Annotated in this window: 20 protein-coding genes; 16 read left to right on the top strand and 4 right to left on the bottom strand. The window is 53.4% G+C overall.

Features of this window, described 5'->3' with window-relative positions; genetic code table 11:
- The first annotated feature begins 71 nt into the window (after positions 1-71).
- From IR195_RS01545 to IR195_RS01470, 16 genes are all read left to right on the top strand, one after another.
- Positions 72-269: a hypothetical protein gene (locus IR195_RS01545; RefSeq protein ID WP_206048579.1), complete on the top strand. Its 198-nt coding sequence runs from the start codon at positions 72-74 to the stop codon at positions 267-269.
- A complete protein-coding gene (locus tag IR195_RS01540; protein WP_206048578.1) occupies positions 266-598 on the top strand; it encodes a hypothetical protein in 333 nt (110 codons plus the stop codon). The genes IR195_RS01545 and IR195_RS01540 overlap by 4 nt, the downstream gene beginning before the upstream one ends.
- A complete protein-coding gene (locus IR195_RS01535; RefSeq protein WP_206048577.1) occupies positions 595-915 on the top strand; it encodes a phage antirepressor KilAC domain-containing protein in 321 nt (106 codons plus the stop codon). Before IR195_RS01540 ends, IR195_RS01535 begins: the two co-directional genes overlap by 4 nt.
- Positions 905-1,306: a pyocin activator PrtN family protein gene (locus tag IR195_RS01530; RefSeq protein WP_241006780.1), complete on the top strand. Its 402-nt coding sequence runs from the start codon at positions 905-907 to the stop codon at positions 1,304-1,306. The genes IR195_RS01535 and IR195_RS01530 overlap by 11 nt, the downstream gene beginning before the upstream one ends.
- A 33-nt stretch (positions 1,307-1,339) precedes the next feature.
- Positions 1,340-1,699 (top strand): hypothetical protein, encoded by a 360-nt coding sequence (locus IR195_RS01525; RefSeq protein WP_206048576.1) that lies wholly within the window; start codon positions 1,340-1,342, stop codon positions 1,697-1,699.
- Positions 1,700-1,748: 49 nt separating this feature from the next.
- Positions 1,749-2,549, top strand: a complete 801-nt coding sequence (locus IR195_RS01520) for a DUF2303 family protein (protein ID WP_206048575.1) — start codon at positions 1,749-1,751, stop codon at positions 2,547-2,549.
- Positions 2,550-2,620: 71 nt separating this feature from the next.
- On the top strand, positions 2,621-3,271 hold the full coding sequence (locus IR195_RS01515) for a hypothetical protein (protein WP_206048574.1): 651 nt from the start codon (positions 2,621-2,623) through the stop codon (positions 3,269-3,271).
- Positions 3,268-3,507, top strand: coding sequence for a hypothetical protein (locus IR195_RS01510; protein WP_206048573.1), 240 nt, complete (start codon positions 3,268-3,270; stop codon positions 3,505-3,507). Before IR195_RS01515 ends, IR195_RS01510 begins: the two co-directional genes overlap by 4 nt.
- Positions 3,504-3,725 carry a hypothetical protein gene (locus IR195_RS01505; RefSeq protein WP_206048572.1) on the top strand — a complete coding sequence of 74 codons (222 nt, stop codon included), beginning with the start codon at positions 3,504-3,506 and terminating at the stop codon, positions 3,723-3,725. The genes IR195_RS01510 and IR195_RS01505 overlap by 4 nt, the downstream gene beginning before the upstream one ends.
- A complete protein-coding gene (locus tag IR195_RS01500) occupies positions 3,722-4,075 on the top strand; it encodes a hypothetical protein (RefSeq protein WP_206048571.1) in 354 nt (117 codons plus the stop codon). Before IR195_RS01505 ends, IR195_RS01500 begins: the two co-directional genes overlap by 4 nt.
- A complete protein-coding gene (locus tag IR195_RS01495; protein ID WP_206048570.1) occupies positions 4,072-4,278 on the top strand; it encodes a hypothetical protein in 207 nt (68 codons plus the stop codon). Before IR195_RS01500 ends, IR195_RS01495 begins: the two co-directional genes overlap by 4 nt.
- Positions 4,275-4,679, top strand: coding sequence for a hypothetical protein (locus tag IR195_RS01490; RefSeq protein WP_206048569.1), 405 nt, complete (start codon positions 4,275-4,277; stop codon positions 4,677-4,679). Before IR195_RS01495 ends, IR195_RS01490 begins: the two co-directional genes overlap by 4 nt.
- Positions 4,676-6,397: a DNA cytosine methyltransferase gene (locus tag IR195_RS01485; protein ID WP_206048568.1), complete on the top strand. Its 1,722-nt coding sequence runs from the start codon at positions 4,676-4,678 to the stop codon at positions 6,395-6,397. Before IR195_RS01490 ends, IR195_RS01485 begins: the two co-directional genes overlap by 4 nt.
- Positions 6,398-6,645: 248 nt before the next feature.
- Entirely contained in the window at positions 6,646-7,797 is a 1,152-nt protein-coding gene (locus IR195_RS01480) for a site-specific integrase (RefSeq protein ID WP_206048567.1), read from the top strand.
- 71 nt (positions 7,798-7,868) lie between these two features.
- Positions 7,869-8,156, top strand: a complete 288-nt coding sequence (locus IR195_RS01475) for a hypothetical protein (RefSeq protein ID WP_206048566.1) — start codon at positions 7,869-7,871, stop codon at positions 8,154-8,156.
- A gap of 339 nt (positions 8,157-8,495) precedes the next feature.
- The gene (locus IR195_RS01470) at positions 8,496-9,803 is read left to right on the top strand and encodes a TonB-dependent receptor (protein ID WP_206048565.1); all 1,308 of its coding nucleotides are present in this window, start codon (positions 8,496-8,498) and stop codon (positions 9,801-9,803) included.
- Positions 9,804-9,891: 88 nt separating this feature from the next.
- On the opposite strand, the gene IR195_RS01465 is transcribed toward IR195_RS01470, so the two are convergent.
- The 4 genes from IR195_RS01465 to ggt form a co-directional block, all read right to left on the bottom strand.
- A complete protein-coding gene (locus IR195_RS01465; RefSeq protein ID WP_206048564.1) occupies positions 9,892-11,154 on the bottom strand; it encodes an NAD(P)/FAD-dependent oxidoreductase in 1,263 nt (420 codons plus the stop codon).
- A gap of 162 nt (positions 11,155-11,316) precedes the next feature.
- On the bottom strand, positions 11,317-12,849 hold the full coding sequence (nhaC, locus tag IR195_RS01460; protein ID WP_125745102.1) for a Na+/H+ antiporter NhaC: 1,533 nt from the start codon (positions 12,847-12,849) through the stop codon (positions 11,317-11,319).
- A 483-nt stretch (positions 12,850-13,332) separates the two neighbouring features.
- On the bottom strand, positions 13,333-14,274 hold the full coding sequence (locus IR195_RS01455) for a sodium-dependent bicarbonate transport family permease (protein ID WP_206048563.1): 942 nt from the start codon (positions 14,272-14,274) through the stop codon (positions 13,333-13,335).
- A gap of 259 nt (positions 14,275-14,533) precedes the next feature.
- Complete coding sequence (gene ggt, locus IR195_RS01450; protein ID WP_125745098.1) at positions 14,534-16,273, bottom strand: gamma-glutamyltransferase; 1,740 nt, start codon at positions 16,271-16,273, stop codon at positions 14,534-14,536.
- Positions 16,274-16,369 lie beyond the last annotated feature (96 nt).

Here is a 16,369-nt window from a genome sequence, read left to right as displayed (position 1 = left end):
ATACATTTACCTTCAGATAACGACGTCTGCAAACGTCAGCTGTAACCACCACAGCTCTGGAGTCATCAACAATGCAAACCAATGCCCAACCATGCCGGGTGATCATGCACCCGGCCGCAGGTAACAGTCACATCGCCATCGCGGCAATGCAACACGTCACAGGACGCGTTGCCGCCCGCTTGGCTGGCAAACAATCCCGCACTATCTATCTGCTCACCCCACAAGAAGCAGCCCGCTACCAGCGCGCAACGCAAGGTGGTGCAGCATGAGCAACGTTACTCCCATCCAGTCAGCTGGTCTGTTGCCCCAGGCCCACCGCGACGCGATGGCCTACATCCAAAATCTAGCCATCACGATCAGCCAGCGCGGCGTACATGCCGTTAACGCAGAGTACTGCGGCCAGATCCATCAATTCAGCGTTTGCGTGCTCCGGTTCAGCGAAATCGCTGAAGGGCGATTTAAAGCGGATGTATCCATGCGAATACAAATGCCTAGTCACACCCGCTTCGCAACCAATAACGCCCTTGAAGAGCTACAAGCTATTGCCCGCGAGCTAGAAGCGCTCCTCATCCCACCCACTGGAGGAACCGCCGCATGAACGCCCCCCAACACCCACAGCCCGCCCGCGTGCTTGGCAAGCGCTACACGCTCAAGGAAACCGCCGCATTACTCGGCACCGGCCACATCACCCTATGCAAGCAGCTACGCGCGATCGGCATGCTGGATGCTCACAACCTTGGCACCCGCCCACACACCAGCGCGGGCCGCCTGTGCGTTGAGCTTAAAACGTTTGAGCATAGCGGCTTAGGCACTGAACGCCCCTACGGCAAAACCTTAGTGACGGAACGCGGACTGCTCTACATCGCCAATCGTCTGAATATCAAAATCCAGCGCGAGGCAGCCAATGATGAGTGAGCCGATGCCGGAATGGGGTGAAGCGCTGCCAGACACCAGTACCGTGGGGCTGCTATATGAGCAGTTCGGCAACGTGCTGATCCCACTTGATGACGTGCGCAAGGCCTACTTTCGCAATTTGAATGCTGAATCCTTTAAGCGGGCATTGCGCAGCTATCGGGTACCGCTGCCGGTGGTCACGCTGGATGACTCCGAAAAGGCCACACCCTACATCTGCATTTACCAGCTTGCCGCGCTGATCGAGCATCGCGCCGTGGCATCTGCCCGCCAGCGACGCGTGATATTCACCACCTCGCACAGCGAAGCACAGCTACGCCAAAGCATGATCGACGCGGTACCCATTACCCAGTTTCGCGATGTTGCAGAAGCAACACCGAAAACTACGGCCTAACGGCCACCACCACGTAGATAGAGGAAACCAATCATGGCTAACGAACCTACCTCAACAGACATCAACGCACTGCTAGACGACCTAGACGCGGGCATCTTCCGCGAAAAGCTTGGCCGCACATTAAGCGAGGTGGCGGCTGGCATTATCGCCACCGGTAAGCAAGGTAAGGTCACCGTCACTTTCACCATGAAACAGATTGACGATGCTCGCCAAGTCAGCATGAGCCACGAGGTCAGTAAGATCGAACCCACCGCCAAGGGTAAGAGAACAGAGATAAACACCACCTCTACCCCGCTCCATGTCGGCCGGGGCGGCAAGCTCACGCTATTCCCTGAGAACCAGGGCAAGTTCGACTTCCAGCCGGAAGGCCAAAGCAGCACCCAGCGCGCCTAACCAGCGCTAACACCCACCAACGCAAACCAATGCACTAAGGAACAACACAATGGACCACCAAGCCATCGAAAAGATTGAAGCTCTTGTTCACGCCGCGACTATCGGCAACCCAGGCACGTTTGAACCCACCCTGCTAGTGCCTGAAGGCTACAAACTGCAATCCCTAGAGCCGTTCATGGATGCGCCTACCCGCTTCCGTGGCGCCTTTGCAACAAGCTCGATTGAAGACTACGCGAACTACGTAAACGCCGAAGATGAAGCCCGTGTATTCGTTGACATCGACGCCATGCGCGCCAAGGCCTTTTTTGATCTAGGCAACCCAGCAACACCAGGCCACGGCGACCACACCGCCAGCCTACGTTTAGAGAAAACCGGCGCATATGAAGCCTGCCTGCAAGCAAGCGGCTCAAGCTTCGCTCAAAAAGAGCTAGCTCACTGGATCGAGGACTGGCACCACTGCATCACCGGGATCGACAGCAACGGCGAAGACCTAACCGCTAAGCAGCTCGCCAACGCCGTGCGCAAAATCGAGATCAAAGCCACGCAAGAACGCAGCCATGAAGAAGGCGACTGGAACACCAAGCGCTCAGGCATGGACGCATTAGACGCCACCGCTGGAACCGCCACGCCGGACATCATCCGCTTCCACTGCCTGCCTTATGAAGGGTTGACCTACCGCACGTTTGAGATGCGCGTTTCTATCCTGACCGACGACATCAAGCCCAAGCTGAAGCTGCGAATAATCGGGCTGGAAACCGCGCAAGAGGAAATGGCGAAAGAGTTCAAGGAAGTGCTGCAGAACGAACTTGAAGAAAACGCCACCTTATTACTGGGCTCATTCAGCAAGTAACCACCAACCGCACGACCACCCCGCCGCCACCCACCACGGGCGGCGGGGTTCCACCACCGGAGAGCAAACCAATGCACGCACATCAGATTTTTGAGCACCCGTATTTTGAAGAACGGCCGGTTAAAGACATTCTGGAGCCGTTTGGATTTGATGTTTACCTCAACACCCACGAACTACCCATTGATGCACTCGATACAGACGAAGATTGCTCACTCTACTCAACCGATCCTAGTGCCTATATCGACCAGCTGGAGAACACCGCTCCCAGTGGCTACAAAGAGATTGCCCTCTTCGAAAACGAAGATGGGATTCTTATCGTTTCCGTTCTCCCCAAAACACTTTTCGCCATGTACTTGTTAGGCGCCGATCCTCTCTACAGAGGCCCCTATACAGGCTCCTACGCCTCTTATACCGAGGTTTACCAAGAACGGATGCGGCAAATCTCCAACGAAGGTTTTAGCAGTGAGCATGACGGCCATCACATGAAAGGGGAGCTGGCCAGAGCAGCAGGCGCTTACGCCTCGATTGCAGGCAACGCCATTGAACGAGATGCATCCGATACGAGCAACATGCTAACAACCGATTGGCCGTTTGAGCGCACCTGGTGGAAACCCACCACTCCCCGCCGCGACCTGATCAAAGCAGCCGCGCTAATCCTCGCAGAACTCGAACGCTTAGACCGCGCCGCCGCCTATGCGAAAGCCGGGGAGGACGCAGCATGAGCGCTCCACAGCCCCAGGCATGCCCACAGTACCCCCAATTCCGCTTCGTCGAGTTCAACAAGCGCCGCCAAATGCGCGGCGCTGAGTGCGCACGTATCGAGATCATCTATAGCGAGGGTGATGTAGATTGGATCTGGATGTCTGCTGGCGATCTGCACGGCAACATCCGCCAGTTTGGAGAGCATGAAGCGCTCACCGAAGCCCTAAAGGCCTACGGCCAAGGAGGCCGTGGATGAAAGCACTCATCAAAGCCGCTCGGATTCAACAGCTCAAGAACCGAGCTCGCCGCCTCTATATCGCCTATGTGGGAGCACACGACCACCTCGGGTGCGGCCACCGCCTAGCGGATCACATAACCGGCGGGCGCCGTAAGCGGCTGGCGAAAGCGTTCAACGCCACTCTAGATCGGTTAGAAACCCTTGGCGAAAACCCACCCAAGGAGCGTCTGTTATGAGTTATGAAGCCTGGCGTATCACTTTTCAAAACAGCGAGGAGGCCGCTAAAGCGGCCTATGAAGAAGCTCAGCGCTGGGAGCGAATGTTTACCATGGCGATCAATAGCGTTGTTGAGCTAACTGAAGCCGCTGGCATCCGCAAAGAAGACCAGCTCACAGGCGGTACCGTCCAGGCGTTGGCCGCAATTGAGAAGCTGAAACAACGCCGCGAGAAATGGAAATGCCGAGCCCTGGCAGCGGAGCAGTGGAACCATGAAATGGTTGCCAAGACAGCCAGCAATATGGCCAGCGGCCCCAGCTCCACCGCCTGCGATGATCAATACCAAGCGCAACCGGAGGCAGACCAATGAATGCCGTGCTTATAGCTGCGATCGGCATCATCGGCGGTGCCTATATTACGTCACTGATTGTAGATGAGCGCAGCCCGATACTGCACGACCGACTTGTCACTGCAGGCATTGGGGCATTTATAGGCCTGATCAGCGTTGCCGTCATTGCTGGCGGCTGGCACCTCACCTCAATGGTGCTCGCCATGATGGAGGGCGCCCAATGAAATTCTCAATGAATGGCTTCCGCCGCCAGTTTAGCGGGGATGTTCAAGAGCTCCGCTTTATCATCAAAAACGTAATTAACGATGAGCGGTATAGCAAGGAAGAGCTAGCCGAGGCGTTGAACGCTGTTATCCAGCATAGCAATGTATTGAACTGCATCTATTCATCCACCGATCCCGACTTCACAGACATGAGCGATCTGGAAGTTGAGCACCTTGAGCTGGATGAAGAACACCAGGATGAAGAAGCGCACCAAGAATCAACACTATGCTCAGAATGCGATGGAGATGGTGCTGTTTTTGGTGTTGAGTGCTGTATCTGCGATGGCAAAGGGAGGTTAACTGCTGAAGAAGCAACACAGTTCTACAACGAGCGTAGCCAAGTCGAAGGGGAGCCCCAATGAAACGACAGCCTCCCCACTGGCGCACCCAGTACGCCCTCGACTACGAAGGCGAAATCAACGTCGATCTCTTCGCCGGCGGTGGCGGTGCTAGCACAGGTTTAGAGATGGGTCTAAAGCGCCCCGTGCACGTCGCCATCAACCACGATCCCGACGCCATTAGCATGCACACCGCCAACCACCCTGGCGCGGTACACTACCAAAGCGACGTGTACGAAGTTGACCCCATCGTCGCCACACGCGGGCAGCCTGTCGGCTGGCTGCACGCTAGCCCCGACTGCACCCATCACAGCCAAGCCCGGGGCGGTCAGCCGCGCAAACGTGCCATCAGATCACTGAGCTGGGTAGTCCACAAATGGGCCGGCCTAGTGCGCCCCCGCGTTATCTCGCTGGAGAACGTCGAGCAGATATTGCAGTGGGGCCCACTCATCGCCAAACGCTGCAAAGATACTGGCCGTGTTATGAAAATCGACGGCAGCGTAGCCGCTCCCGGTGAACGAACGCCGATCAGTGAGCAGTTCCTGGTGCCCTGCAAAAAGCGATGCAGCCAAAACTGGCGGCACTTTATTAGCGGCCTTCGCACCCTAGGTTATGCTGTCGAGTGGCGCGCCATTGCTGCATGCGACTTTGGCGCCCCCACAACACGCAAGCGCTTATATCTGATCGCCCGCCGCGATGGCCAGCCCATCGTCTGGCCGACACCGACTCACGCCCGCAAACCCACCAAGGGTCAAAAGCGCTATGCATCGGCGGCATCGTGCATTGACTGGTCGGATCTCGGCAAAAGCATTTTTAACCGCCCACGCCCACTCGCAGAGAACACGCTGAAGCGCATCGCAAAGGGCATTGATAAGTTCGTGATCAATGCCGCCGCGCCCTTCATTGTGCCCATCGCCAACTACGGTACCGGTGAAGTTGTTCAACCTATCAATGAGCCACTACGCACTATCACCGCATGGCCTAAAGGCGGCAGCTTTGCGGTGGCTTCACCCTGCTTAGTCCAGCTAGCCCACGGCCAGGGTAAACCTGGTGGCGTACAACGCTGGGGAATCGGCAGCCGCGACATTGAAGAGCCGATGAACACCATTACCGCCAGCAGTGGAATGGCGGTGGCCACCGCGTTCATGGCACAGATGAATGGCGGCTTTTATGAAGGCGCTGGCAGATCCGCCGATGACCCACTAAGCACCATCACCGGTCGCGGTACCCAACAACAGATCGTCACCGCCCACCTGATGGTTCAACGCCGCAACCAGCACGGCGCCGACGTAACCGAACCGCTGCACACCATCACTGCTGGGGCCAACCACCACGGCCTAGTGCATTGCACGCTCTCGCAGCAAGTAGAAGAAAGCGCCCTGCGTGTGTCCGCGTTCCTAATGCGCTATCACAGCACCGGCGGCCAATGGGCAGACCTGCAAGAGCCGATGACCACCATCACCACCAAAGACCGGCTAGCGTTGGTGACCGTCTACATCAAAGGCACGCCCTACGTCATCGTGGATATTTGCCTGCGCATGCTCAAACCCCGCGAGCTCTACCGCGCCCAGGGTTTCCCTGACACCTACATCATCGATCGCGGCCACGATGGCAAACCGTTCACCATCACCGCGCAAACCCGCATGTGCGGCAACAGCGTCAGCCCCCTGCCCATGGCAGCACTCGCCGCCGCCAATGATCACCAAGTAGTAGAGCTCAATCACATGGAGGGCGTGGCATGAAGACACTAGGAGTTGGCATTAAGCCCGAAACGATGCCAAGCCAAAGCTCACCCGTTGAATGCACACTATTGGTAGGAGGCGGCAATGCTCCCGATTGATCACGTCACCATCGAAAGATTCAGCGAGCTCACAGGCTACAGCGAGTTTGCCATTCGATCGAAGATAAAGCGGAGCGACTGGAGACAAGGCGAGCAGTTTTTCAAAGCCCCTGATGGGCGAATTTTAATGTCATTGGAGGGGTACGCGCGGTGGGTAACCAAGGGAGTCACTACGAAGGGGTCAGGGTCGGGTCTGCGAGTAGCATCAACATCGACTTCATCTATAAAGCCGTCCGTTGCCGCGAACGGCTCAAGCTCAAGCCCACCCCCGCTAACTTAAAGAAAGCGGCGCAGCATCGCGCCGCTATCATGTCAGCGATCGACGCGGGCACATTCGATTATCAAGTGACTTTCCCGCGCAGCAAGAACGCAAGAAAATTTCTCCGCAAGGATCGGCTGGATAACTACCTGCGCAATTGGCTCAAAGCCAAAAAGCCAACCATAAAAGCCAGCACCTATAAGGATTACCGAAAAACGATTGAAGGCCAGTTGATACCCCAATTTGGCCACCTGATGCTTCAAGAAATCAAACGTGGCCACGTGCGTGACTGGGCGGCCACTCTCACCTGCTCAAACAAGCGAATTGCCAACATCATCAGCCCGCTACGCGCTGCGCTGGATGATGCCATGCACGACGAACTGATTCAGCATAACCCGTTGGCAGGCTGGCACTATCGAAAGATTGAGCCACCCAAAGAAGTCGATGACATTGATCCGTTCACAGCGGAAGAACAAGCCGCGATCCTTGCGGCACTTCCAAAAGAGGGTGTGCCACTGATTCAGTTCGCACTCTGGAGCGGACTACGCACATCAGAGCTGGTAGCGCTTGAATGGGGCGATATCGACTGGCGGCAAAAGCGCTGCAGGATTACTCGAGCTATCACCCAGGCATCAAAGGGAGAGGCAGAAACGACGAAAACAACCGCAGGGACACGAACGATCGACCTGCTACCCCGGGCGCTGGAAGCCCTCAAAGCACAAAAAGCCATGAGTTACCTGCACCTCAGCGGTCGGATATTCCTTAACCCGCGCAACGGCGAGCCATGGACTGGCGATCAAGCAATACGCAAAACACTATGGGCACACGCACTGAAACGCGCCGGCGTTCGATACCGCCGCCCTTACCAAACCCGCCACACCTACGCATCAATGATGGTCAGCGCGGGCGAGCCGCTGGCCTGGGTATCAAAACAGATGGGGCATACCAGCGTAGTGACTACCGCCAGGATCTACGCGGGATGGATACCGACGACAAACAGCCAGGCAGGTATGTTGGCTGACCAACAGTTCTCAAGCCGCTAGGCATACACTTATTTGCGCGCTTACAAATTATAAATTATGGTTAGGAAGGATAATAACTAAGGATATCTTCCATGGCTAAGTATGATGTTGCACATATTCGCGAACAGGGACAGGATATGGTCATAATTCCCGTCGATGCCGCTTTTACTAGAAAATCCGCTTCTGATCAGGATGACATCCATAACTCTTTACAGTACGCGGCTAGCGACGCTGGTCTAAAAGGGAATGTTGTCTTAATTTGGAACACTGGCAGTCAGGTTGGCTTTCGAGCCCCAAGACAATGGCACCCTTTCTTTAAAAGCCCAGGGATATGGCAGCTGGTCATGAGAAATATCAACAGAACTCTCACGATTACTTAGGTTATCACTCTAACGATCTTGTTGCGGCTTCTAGTCATTATTTAGCCAACAAATACACATAACCTTATGATATTTAAACAAAGGTCGCGGGTTCAATTCCCGCCGCCTCCACCAGACACCCCTACAAATCAAGCACCTACGGGTGCTTTTTTTGTGCCCGCGGTCTGAAAAGGGTCTGTTTAGACATCGCGGGGGCAACATTTCGGTCAGCTTTTCTTAAACGCCCAGCTCCTTCGAAACTAATCATGTACAGCGGCAGAATTCAGCACAATTGCATTATTGATACAATATAACATATCCTTTTATGCGCTTAATTCTAACGTTTAAGGGAATACATCTGTGTCACGCTCTTTATTTCTGCTTACACCGCTTGCCGCTGCTCTGCTTATTAGCTCCTCTGCCTATGCAGATGATCACCATCATGGGCACGACCACGCCCATGATCATACTAGCCATAGCCATGATCATACTGGCCATGATCATGAGCATGACGACACTGAAAATAGCATCAACGTTTCCTTAGTTGTGGAAGGCATTTACCACAATCGCTTTTCAGGAGATGAGAACTCGCCTGCTGGCTTCAGCCATGGGCACGAAGGCGGTCACGATCATGAAGGAGGGCATGACCACAGTGGCCATAGCCATGATCTCGACAATGGATTTAACCTGGGACACTCTGAAGTAGCCATCGAAGGACAAACCGCCCACTTTGAAGGCAAAGCCGTTGTTTCGCTAACAGAAGACGATATCACGCTGGAAGAGGCTTTTATTGCGACGCGTACGCTGCCTAACGGGCTGCGCTTACAAGCCGGTAAATTTCTTTCCGATATAGGCTATATCAACAGCCGACATCCTCACGCTTGGGATTTTGTTGAGCGCCCACTGGTCAATGAGTATTTGTTTGGAGAGCACGGCCTTCTGGATACCGGTCTACAGCTAACCTGGTCTCCAAACAGCACCTGGACGCTGGGTAGCGAGCTGTTTCAAGGTGAGGGAGAAGGCTTCAGCCGCTTTGATGAAGGGGGCTATGAGGATCGTGCCAGCGGCCCTCGCGTGGGCACAATTTTCGCTAAATACCGCCCAAACATCGGTGCGAATAAGCAGCTAACGCTGGGAACGTCTGCAGGTATGAACAGCCAGTATGTGCGTGTCGATGACCATGGCCACCATGCCCATACCGCTGAAGGCGATAACTGGTTCGCAGGCTTAGATGCGCGGTTTAACTACGATGCGGAAAAGCCCGGTTACCAAGGCAACTGGCAATTAGGTGCGGAATACTTCTATAGCGAACGTGACTTGCAAGAACATGTGCAACACCATGATCACTTTCATGCACACGATCACTACACTGAGCAACAAGATGGTGCTTACATCGACGCTATTTACGGTATCGCGCCACGCTGGGAAGTTGGTCTGCGGGCAGAAGCCTTAGGGTTAACCAATAAAGTGATGGGAACCCACCCTACCACGATCGTTTCAGAAGACACGTCCTGGCGGCAAAGCGCACAGCTTACTTGGCATGTGCGCGATAACATGTTCGTGCGCACGCAACTGACCCGCGAAGACTTTGCAGGGCATGATGAGCAGTGGGTCGGAATGGTTCAGTTCAACGCAACGTTTGGCAGTCATGCAGGACATAATCACTAAGTGCGCTAAATCGTAGATAGTGCAGATAAACAGCCCGTCTCCTAGCCAAGAGACGGGCCCTCCCCTTTGCTTGCCCCCGTGTCGGAAATCAGCCACCAGTCATGGTAAAACGTGTTGCATTGAAAGGACTGAGATCCACCTGACTCTCACGCCCTTGTAGCATGTCAGCTACCAACCGCCCCGTCGTGGCACCTAGAGTCAGCCCCAGTTGGCCATGGCCAAAAGCCATCGCCACGTTTTCAAGCAGTGGTGATTTATCAATCACCGGCTTGGTGTCGGGCAACAAAGGCCGCCAGCCAGCGCCAAACTCCATACCAGCCGTATTCAATGATGGCAGTATCGTTTTGGCTTTTTCTAGAATTATCTCCGCACGCTTGAAGTTCGGTTTAGCATGCTTGCCAGCAAACTCAATCGTGCCACCGATCTGTAGCCCTCGCTCCATAGGAATCAGACCAAACCCGCCGTCAGCATAAAAAGTGGCGTGGGTTAAGTCGACACCAGGGTTGGGTAGCAATACCTGATAGCCACCGACCTTAATCAACGGCACCTTAATGCCTAATGTTTCGAAAAACACCGAACTGCCATTGCCTGCGGCGACCACCAGTTGCTCGGCTGGCAGCCTCTCACCGCTAGCCAGAGTTACACCAACGGCACGCCCTCTCTGGCTTTCAATACGCGACACACTATCCTGAACAAGCTTGCCGCCCTGCTCTACAAAACTGTCAGCGAGCTCGGTTAGAAAGGTTTCGGTATCGCACACTGTGCGCCAATCCGACAATAACAGGCCGTAAGAAAAACGCCCCGCAAGCGCTGGCTCCATCGCAGCAATCTGTTCTGCATTCAGCGTTTCGGAAGCAAACCCTTGCGCGCGACGCAGCTCTGCATAAGTTTGCTCATGGGCCAACCCAGCCGCATCGTCAAATAGTTCAAGGGTTGGTTGGTGACCAATCAGATCGTCACGACGGCACTGCGCAAGCAGGGGTTCATAATCCTGGAAAGCACAGCGCGTTAAGGTCGCTAGCTCATGAGCAATAGCATCAATGCGCGAACGCCGCGCATGGGTGATAAAACGCAGCATCCAGGGTAATAGCCCTGGTAATGCTGATGGCCGCAGCGCCAGCGGTCCTGTTTGATCCAACAGCCACCCAGGCACTTTTTTGATAATACCAGGCTTGGACTGAGGAATAATTTCACTTACCGCAATCTGCCCGCAGCTCCACTTAGCGGTACTATCGCCAGGCATAGCGGGCTCTACGAGCGTTACATCGAGCCCCTCTTTTTGCAGATATAACGCGCAGCAAATACCCACGATGCCACCACCAATGACCACGGTTGAATGCGTTGTAGTCATTACTCTCCTCCTGGTTTCATTCAGGCGTGCGTGCGTGCAAGCAAGCCCAAGTTGCAGCAATTCAGTTGTCGGCAAACAATGCTTATTTCAAAAGACAAACACCCCGCCTTTGGCAAGCCGGGGTGCTGTCTTATCGGTAAAATACGTAACGACTAGTGACGATCAACTCGAGCTTGGAGCTGGCGTCGGGCTAGTAACGGCTGCGTCAGCAGCAGCTCCCAATGCTTCGGAAGAGGCAATCGCTTCTCCCTGTTTTTCCCACATGGCACGCTCTGCATCGGTTGCCTTGGGCGAGAACCAGCCCATCTGTGCGTATAGAATACCGATTAAGGGCGATAACCAGCAGGCAAAGGCCAACGGTATATAGAGCAGGTTCTCAACGCTACCTTCGCCAATGCCTAGCCCTAATACACTAATGACAAAAGCGCCACCAGCATTCCAAGGAATAAGTGGCGACATCAATGTTCCACCTTCCTCAACCCCCCGTGACAGGTTCAGGGTCGAGTAGCCCAGGCCACGATAAGTCGGCGCGTACATGCGTCCCGGTAACGCAACAGATAGGTAGGGGTCGCCTGCCACTAGGTTAGTTGCAAAGGAAGTAGCAATTGCCGAGGTTTGAACACCTTTGAACGAGCGCACCTTGGACATAATGGCCTTGATGATAGTCTCCAGGCAGCCCGTTTTTTCCAACGCCCCGCCAAAACCCAAAGCGATTAGGATCAACGAAATGGTCCACATCATCGATTGGATACCACCGCGGTTCAGCAGGCTATCCATGGCTTCCACCCCCGTTTCGATGGAGTAACCATAGTTGGCATAAGTGACGATGTCGTGGAGACCAACACCTTGAACTAGCATGGCAGTTATCGCACCGGCCACTACGCCAGCAAACAGGGAAGGAATCGGCGGCATTTTCTTAACAGCCAACCCGATAACCAACAGCGCTGGCAACAGTAGCCAGACAGAAATAGTAAAGTGCTCATCTAATGATGCAGTAATAGCGTCGATACGCTCAAACGATGCCACCTGATCATCAATCATGGTGAACCCCACCACCAGATAAATAACTAACGCAATCAGCATGGCTGGAATCGTCGTCGGCATCATGTTTTTGATATGCGAGAACACATCATTGCCGGTCACCGCAGAGGCCAGATTAGTGGTATCTGACAGTGGCGAAATCTTGTCGCCAAAGAAGGCGCCGGAAACAACCGCGCCAGCGGTCCAGTAAAGCGGAATTTCAAACCCGGCACCAATACCAACAAGGGCTAGACCCACCGTCCCCACGGTGCCCCATGAGGTTCCCAAAGAAACCGATACCACCGCACAGATCAGCATCGCCGCGGCAAGGAAGAAAGCAGGAGACAACAGCAGTAGACCGTAATAGATCAGACTGGGCACGGTGCCGCTAGCAATCCAGACGCCAATAATCATGCCCACTAAGATCAACACCGAAACCGATGGTAAGGATACGTTGATAACGTGAAATACACCGTCTTCTATGCGCTTCCAGCGGAAGCCAAGTTTGACTCCAACCAGCGAGGTAATGGCTAGACCAATGGCCAGCGGGATATGTGGAGTGAAGTCACCAAAATAGAAAATTTGCACCCCGATGGCGACCAGTGTCAGCACAACGGGCACAAGCGCAAGCCCGAGACTGGGTTTTTGACGAACCCTTTTTGGTTTATCTTCCATCTTATAGACCTCGTTATTATTGAGTTTTTAATAGGTTTATCAGCAGCGATGTTGTTCGTTCAGCAGGAGTTTTTTAGATTTATCATCTAAGGCGTTGGCAATAGAAATACTTTCTAGAAGTACACCACCCTTTCATCTATACCAGCTAATTAATCACAATGCGTCATCGCACTTTCAACACTTCAACAGCATTGCGATCACATCACTGTTACAAAAGAATACGAGGGTAACGATGACTTAACGTGTCTATTCCTCGGCTTTTCGTGCTGCTTCCAGGGGAAATCCCCATGGTTCGGCCAATAATGCTTCTGAGCTAGCTGCGTTAAGAAACTATTAAAATTTATCTATAAGACCTATCAGAAACGAAAAATAAACTAAAAAACGCCAGCCTCATCAGCAAGAAACTGGCGTAAAAATTCAATTAAACAATAAGTTATTCCAATAACAGGGGAGTCAAATTGAGGCGATAGCCCAACCTATTAGTTAGTTAACTAAGTACTCCAGTAGTCTATGGTAAAGTGGAATCCCAAGCATTACGTTGAGAGGAAAAGTAATGCCGAGTGACGCTAACATCGCAAGGCCAATGTTTGCTTGCGGGATAGCTGCACGCATTGCGGCCGGCGCCGCTATATAGGAAGCACTGGCAGCCAATGCGGCAAGAATCACCACTGACCCCACTGGCAAACCAACTAGCGTACCTACCAGAATCCCCAGCAGTGACAACAGCAGTGGTGTGACCAGCGCAAAGGTCACTAAGCGCCAATGATACCAGGGCATTGGGCGTAGCGTCTGCGCGGCGGTCAACCCCATTTCTAGCAGAAATAACGCCAGTACGCCTTTAAAAGCCCCAGTAAACAGTGCAGTGACTTCTTCTCCTTGTAATGGCCCATATAGCGTGCCGATTGCAACCCCACCAGCTAATAAGATAACGCCCCTATTGGTTAAAGTTTCATGCCATAATTTGCTGGTACTCTCTTTAACAGCGGCGCCTTGATAGCGCCTAAATAGAGCTATCGCCACCATAATCGCGGGCAGCTCCATAGCAACTAAATAGAGCGTTACTTCACTACCCACCGCTAACTGACGTGCCTCTACATACGCCAGAGCGACCGCAAACGTACCAGCACTGACCGAGCCATAGTGAGCAGCAATGCTAGCGCTGTCGGCGGCGGAAAGACGCACCCAGCGGCGCAACACCGGCATCAGCATAAGCGGTATAAACGCTGACAACAGCGCTACGCCGGTAAGTTCTGGCATCAATCCCCAATGGATATTGCCATGCAGCGCCATTCCCCCTTTTAAGCCAATGGTGAGCATTAATAACAGGCTTAAGGTGTCGTAAGTCGCTTTAGGTACCTGAAGATCCGACTTTACTGCTCCGGCGACTAGCCCCAATAAAAAAAACATCACCACAATATCTGGCATCACCACTGCTCCTCAGGATCAAAAGAGACTGCATTCTGCGAGCGATGGCACTAGATAACTAATAATATATTAAAAGAAATACATAGATAATCATCTATACATCTAACATTACCTCATCGCTACTCATTAATAAGCAGTGGTGATAGCTAATAGCTAGTGGTGATAATTTAACTAAGGACCTAACAGAGCCGCTAGGCACGATGCCGGAAAGACCCCGCCCTGAGAATTCAGGGCGGAGTGCTCAACGTTTAACGTAACCTTATAGGCCAATAGCAGATGAGGTGGAACGGCGAGGATCGGCGCCACCAAAGAACATCCCGTCTTTGATCATGATTGACTGAGCAGCCCCCATGGCGGACTGCTGACTGATCGTGTGACCACGCTCTTCCAGCAAGTTAAGCGTATCTGGGCTAAAGCCTGCCTCAACGCGAATCTCATCAGGCAGCCACTGGTGGTGCATGCGTGGTGCGCTAACCGCTGATTGGATATTCATATCATGATCAATCACGTTCATTAACACCTGTAGCGTTGTGGTGATAATACGTGAACCGCCGGGGCTGCCAGTCACCAGGAAGTTTTTGCCGTCTTGCTTGACGATAGTGGGCGTCATAGACGAAAGCATTCGTTTGCCAGGTTCGACCTTATTGGCTTCGCCGCCAATCAACCCATAGGCGTTGGGCACACCGGGCTTGGCTGAAAAATCATCCATTTCGTTGTTGAGCAAGAAGCCCGCGCCATCCACGACGATGCCAGAACCATAGCTGAAGTTGATGGTGTACGTGTTTGAAACTGCCAGACCACCGTCATCTACGATGGAAAAGTGAGTGGTTTCATTGGATTCGTAGTCGTTCGGATTACCAGGCGCAATGTCTGCACTAGGGGTCGCTTGGTCGCCAATCTGGCTACGCAATTCGGCTGCATACTCCTTTGAGGTGATGCCGGCCAAAGGCACATCGACAAAGTCAGTATCGCCCAGGAACTCCGAGCGGTCAGCGTAAGCACGCTTCATGGCTTCAGCCATTAGGTGCATGCTTTCAGCAGAGCCAAAGCCAAGTTCACCAATGGGGTATTCTTCGAGAATATTCAGCATCTGCACAATATGAGCACCACCGGAAGAAGGAGGACTCATGGCGTAAATATCGTAGCCGCGATAAGTACCGTGACTGGGCTCACGGATGATGGGAGCGTAACTAGCCATGTCTTCCATGGTAATCAGCCCATCGTGACGCTCCATTTCGGCAACAATCAGCTCCGCCGTTTCTCCTTCATAAAACTCGCGCGCCCCTTGTTCAGCAATGCGCCTGAGTGTCGCGGCTAGATCTGGTTGCTTGAAAATATCGCCAACTTCGTAGGCGCTACCGTCCTCCTTGAAGAACTTGGCCATGCTCGCATCCCAGGGTTCAAAACGTTCTCTGGTCTCTTGTAGCCCTTGAACAAAGCGTGGAGGTACGGCGAAGCCATCTTCAGCAAGACGAATAGCGGGTTCCAGCGCTTCAGCAAGACTTAACGTACCGTACTCTTCCAGGGCCAGAGCTAGCCCCGCAACGGTGCCGGGAACACCCGCGGCTAAGTGAGTAAAGCGGGATCGCTCGGTCACTGCATCGCCATTTTCATCTTGGAACATAGCTTCAAAGGCAGCGGCAGGGGCCATCTCGCGGTAGTCGATGGCAATGACTTCATCGCTTGTTTCATCCGAGATCAGCATAAAACCACCGCCACCGATATTACCGGAACGGGGCTGGGTCACCGCTAGCGCAAAGCCGGCCACTACGGCAGCATCAACGGCATTGCCTCCTTCAGCAAGCACATCACGGGCAACCTCTGAGGCGAGAAAGTGGCTGGTAGCAACCATGCCATGGCTACTCTCTTGGGGATGAAAGCGCTCACCTTCCAAGATCGCTTGCTGAGAGAATGCCTGTGGAGAGACTAACAACCCGCCGATGCATAAACTGGCCGTCAGCGTTTTAAGCGGACGCGAAGTTAAAAAGGGAATCATCATAGGTGGAATTCCTTATAGTTATTAGCTTAAAAACATTTCAAATATAACAGCATACTTTTCTGCAACGCTATTCAAAGCCATGTTCTTAGCCTTGAG

The organism is Vreelandella venusta (assembly GCF_015689495.1).
In the GTDB taxonomy this organism is placed as follows: domain Bacteria; phylum Pseudomonadota; class Gammaproteobacteria; order Pseudomonadales; family Halomonadaceae; genus Vreelandella; species Vreelandella venusta.
Note: the sequence above shows the minus strand (reverse complement) of the source record. Positions and strands in the feature narration are given on the sequence as shown.

Excerpts from the sequence above, each read along its gene's own strand:
- IR195_RS01475 (WP_206048566.1), top strand. The coding sequence starts at position 7,869 with ATGGCTAAGTATGATGTTGCACATATTCGCGAACAGGGACAGGATATG.
- IR195_RS01455 (WP_206048563.1), bottom strand. The coding sequence starts at position 14,274 with ATGCCAGATATTGTGGTGATGTTTTTTTTATTGGGGCTAGTCGCCGGA.
- IR195_RS01495 (WP_206048570.1), top strand. The coding sequence starts at position 4,072 with ATGAATGCCGTGCTTATAGCTGCGATCGGCATCATCGGCGGTGCCTAT.
- IR195_RS01490 (WP_206048569.1), top strand. The coding sequence starts at position 4,275 with ATGAAATTCTCAATGAATGGCTTCCGCCGCCAGTTTAGCGGGGATGTT.
- IR195_RS01540 (WP_206048578.1), top strand. The coding sequence starts at position 266 with ATGAGCAACGTTACTCCCATCCAGTCAGCTGGTCTGTTGCCCCAGGCC.
- ggt (WP_125745098.1), bottom strand. The coding sequence starts at position 16,273 with ATGATGATTCCCTTTTTAACTTCGCGTCCGCTTAAAACGCTGACGGCC.
- IR195_RS01525 (WP_206048576.1), top strand. The coding sequence starts at position 1,340 with ATGGCTAACGAACCTACCTCAACAGACATCAACGCACTGCTAGACGAC.
- IR195_RS01515 (WP_206048574.1), top strand. The coding sequence starts at position 2,621 with ATGCACGCACATCAGATTTTTGAGCACCCGTATTTTGAAGAACGGCCG.
- nhaC (WP_125745102.1), bottom strand. The coding sequence starts at position 12,849 with ATGGAAGATAAACCAAAAAGGGTTCGTCAAAAACCCAGTCTCGGGCTT.
- IR195_RS01545 (WP_206048579.1), top strand. The coding sequence starts at position 72 with ATGCAAACCAATGCCCAACCATGCCGGGTGATCATGCACCCGGCCGCA.
- IR195_RS01505 (WP_206048572.1), top strand. The coding sequence starts at position 3,504 with ATGAAAGCACTCATCAAAGCCGCTCGGATTCAACAGCTCAAGAACCGA.
- IR195_RS01530 (WP_241006780.1), top strand. The coding sequence starts at position 905 with ATGATGAGTGAGCCGATGCCGGAATGGGGTGAAGCGCTGCCAGACACC.
- IR195_RS01465 (WP_206048564.1), bottom strand. The coding sequence starts at position 11,154 with ATGACTACAACGCATTCAACCGTGGTCATTGGTGGTGGCATCGTGGGT.
- IR195_RS01520 (WP_206048575.1), top strand. The coding sequence starts at position 1,749 with ATGGACCACCAAGCCATCGAAAAGATTGAAGCTCTTGTTCACGCCGCG.
- IR195_RS01485 (WP_206048568.1), top strand. The coding sequence starts at position 4,676 with ATGAAACGACAGCCTCCCCACTGGCGCACCCAGTACGCCCTCGACTAC.
- IR195_RS01510 (WP_206048573.1), top strand. The coding sequence starts at position 3,268 with ATGAGCGCTCCACAGCCCCAGGCATGCCCACAGTACCCCCAATTCCGC.
- IR195_RS01500 (WP_206048571.1), top strand. The coding sequence starts at position 3,722 with ATGAGTTATGAAGCCTGGCGTATCACTTTTCAAAACAGCGAGGAGGCC.
- IR195_RS01535 (WP_206048577.1), top strand. The coding sequence starts at position 595 with ATGAACGCCCCCCAACACCCACAGCCCGCCCGCGTGCTTGGCAAGCGC.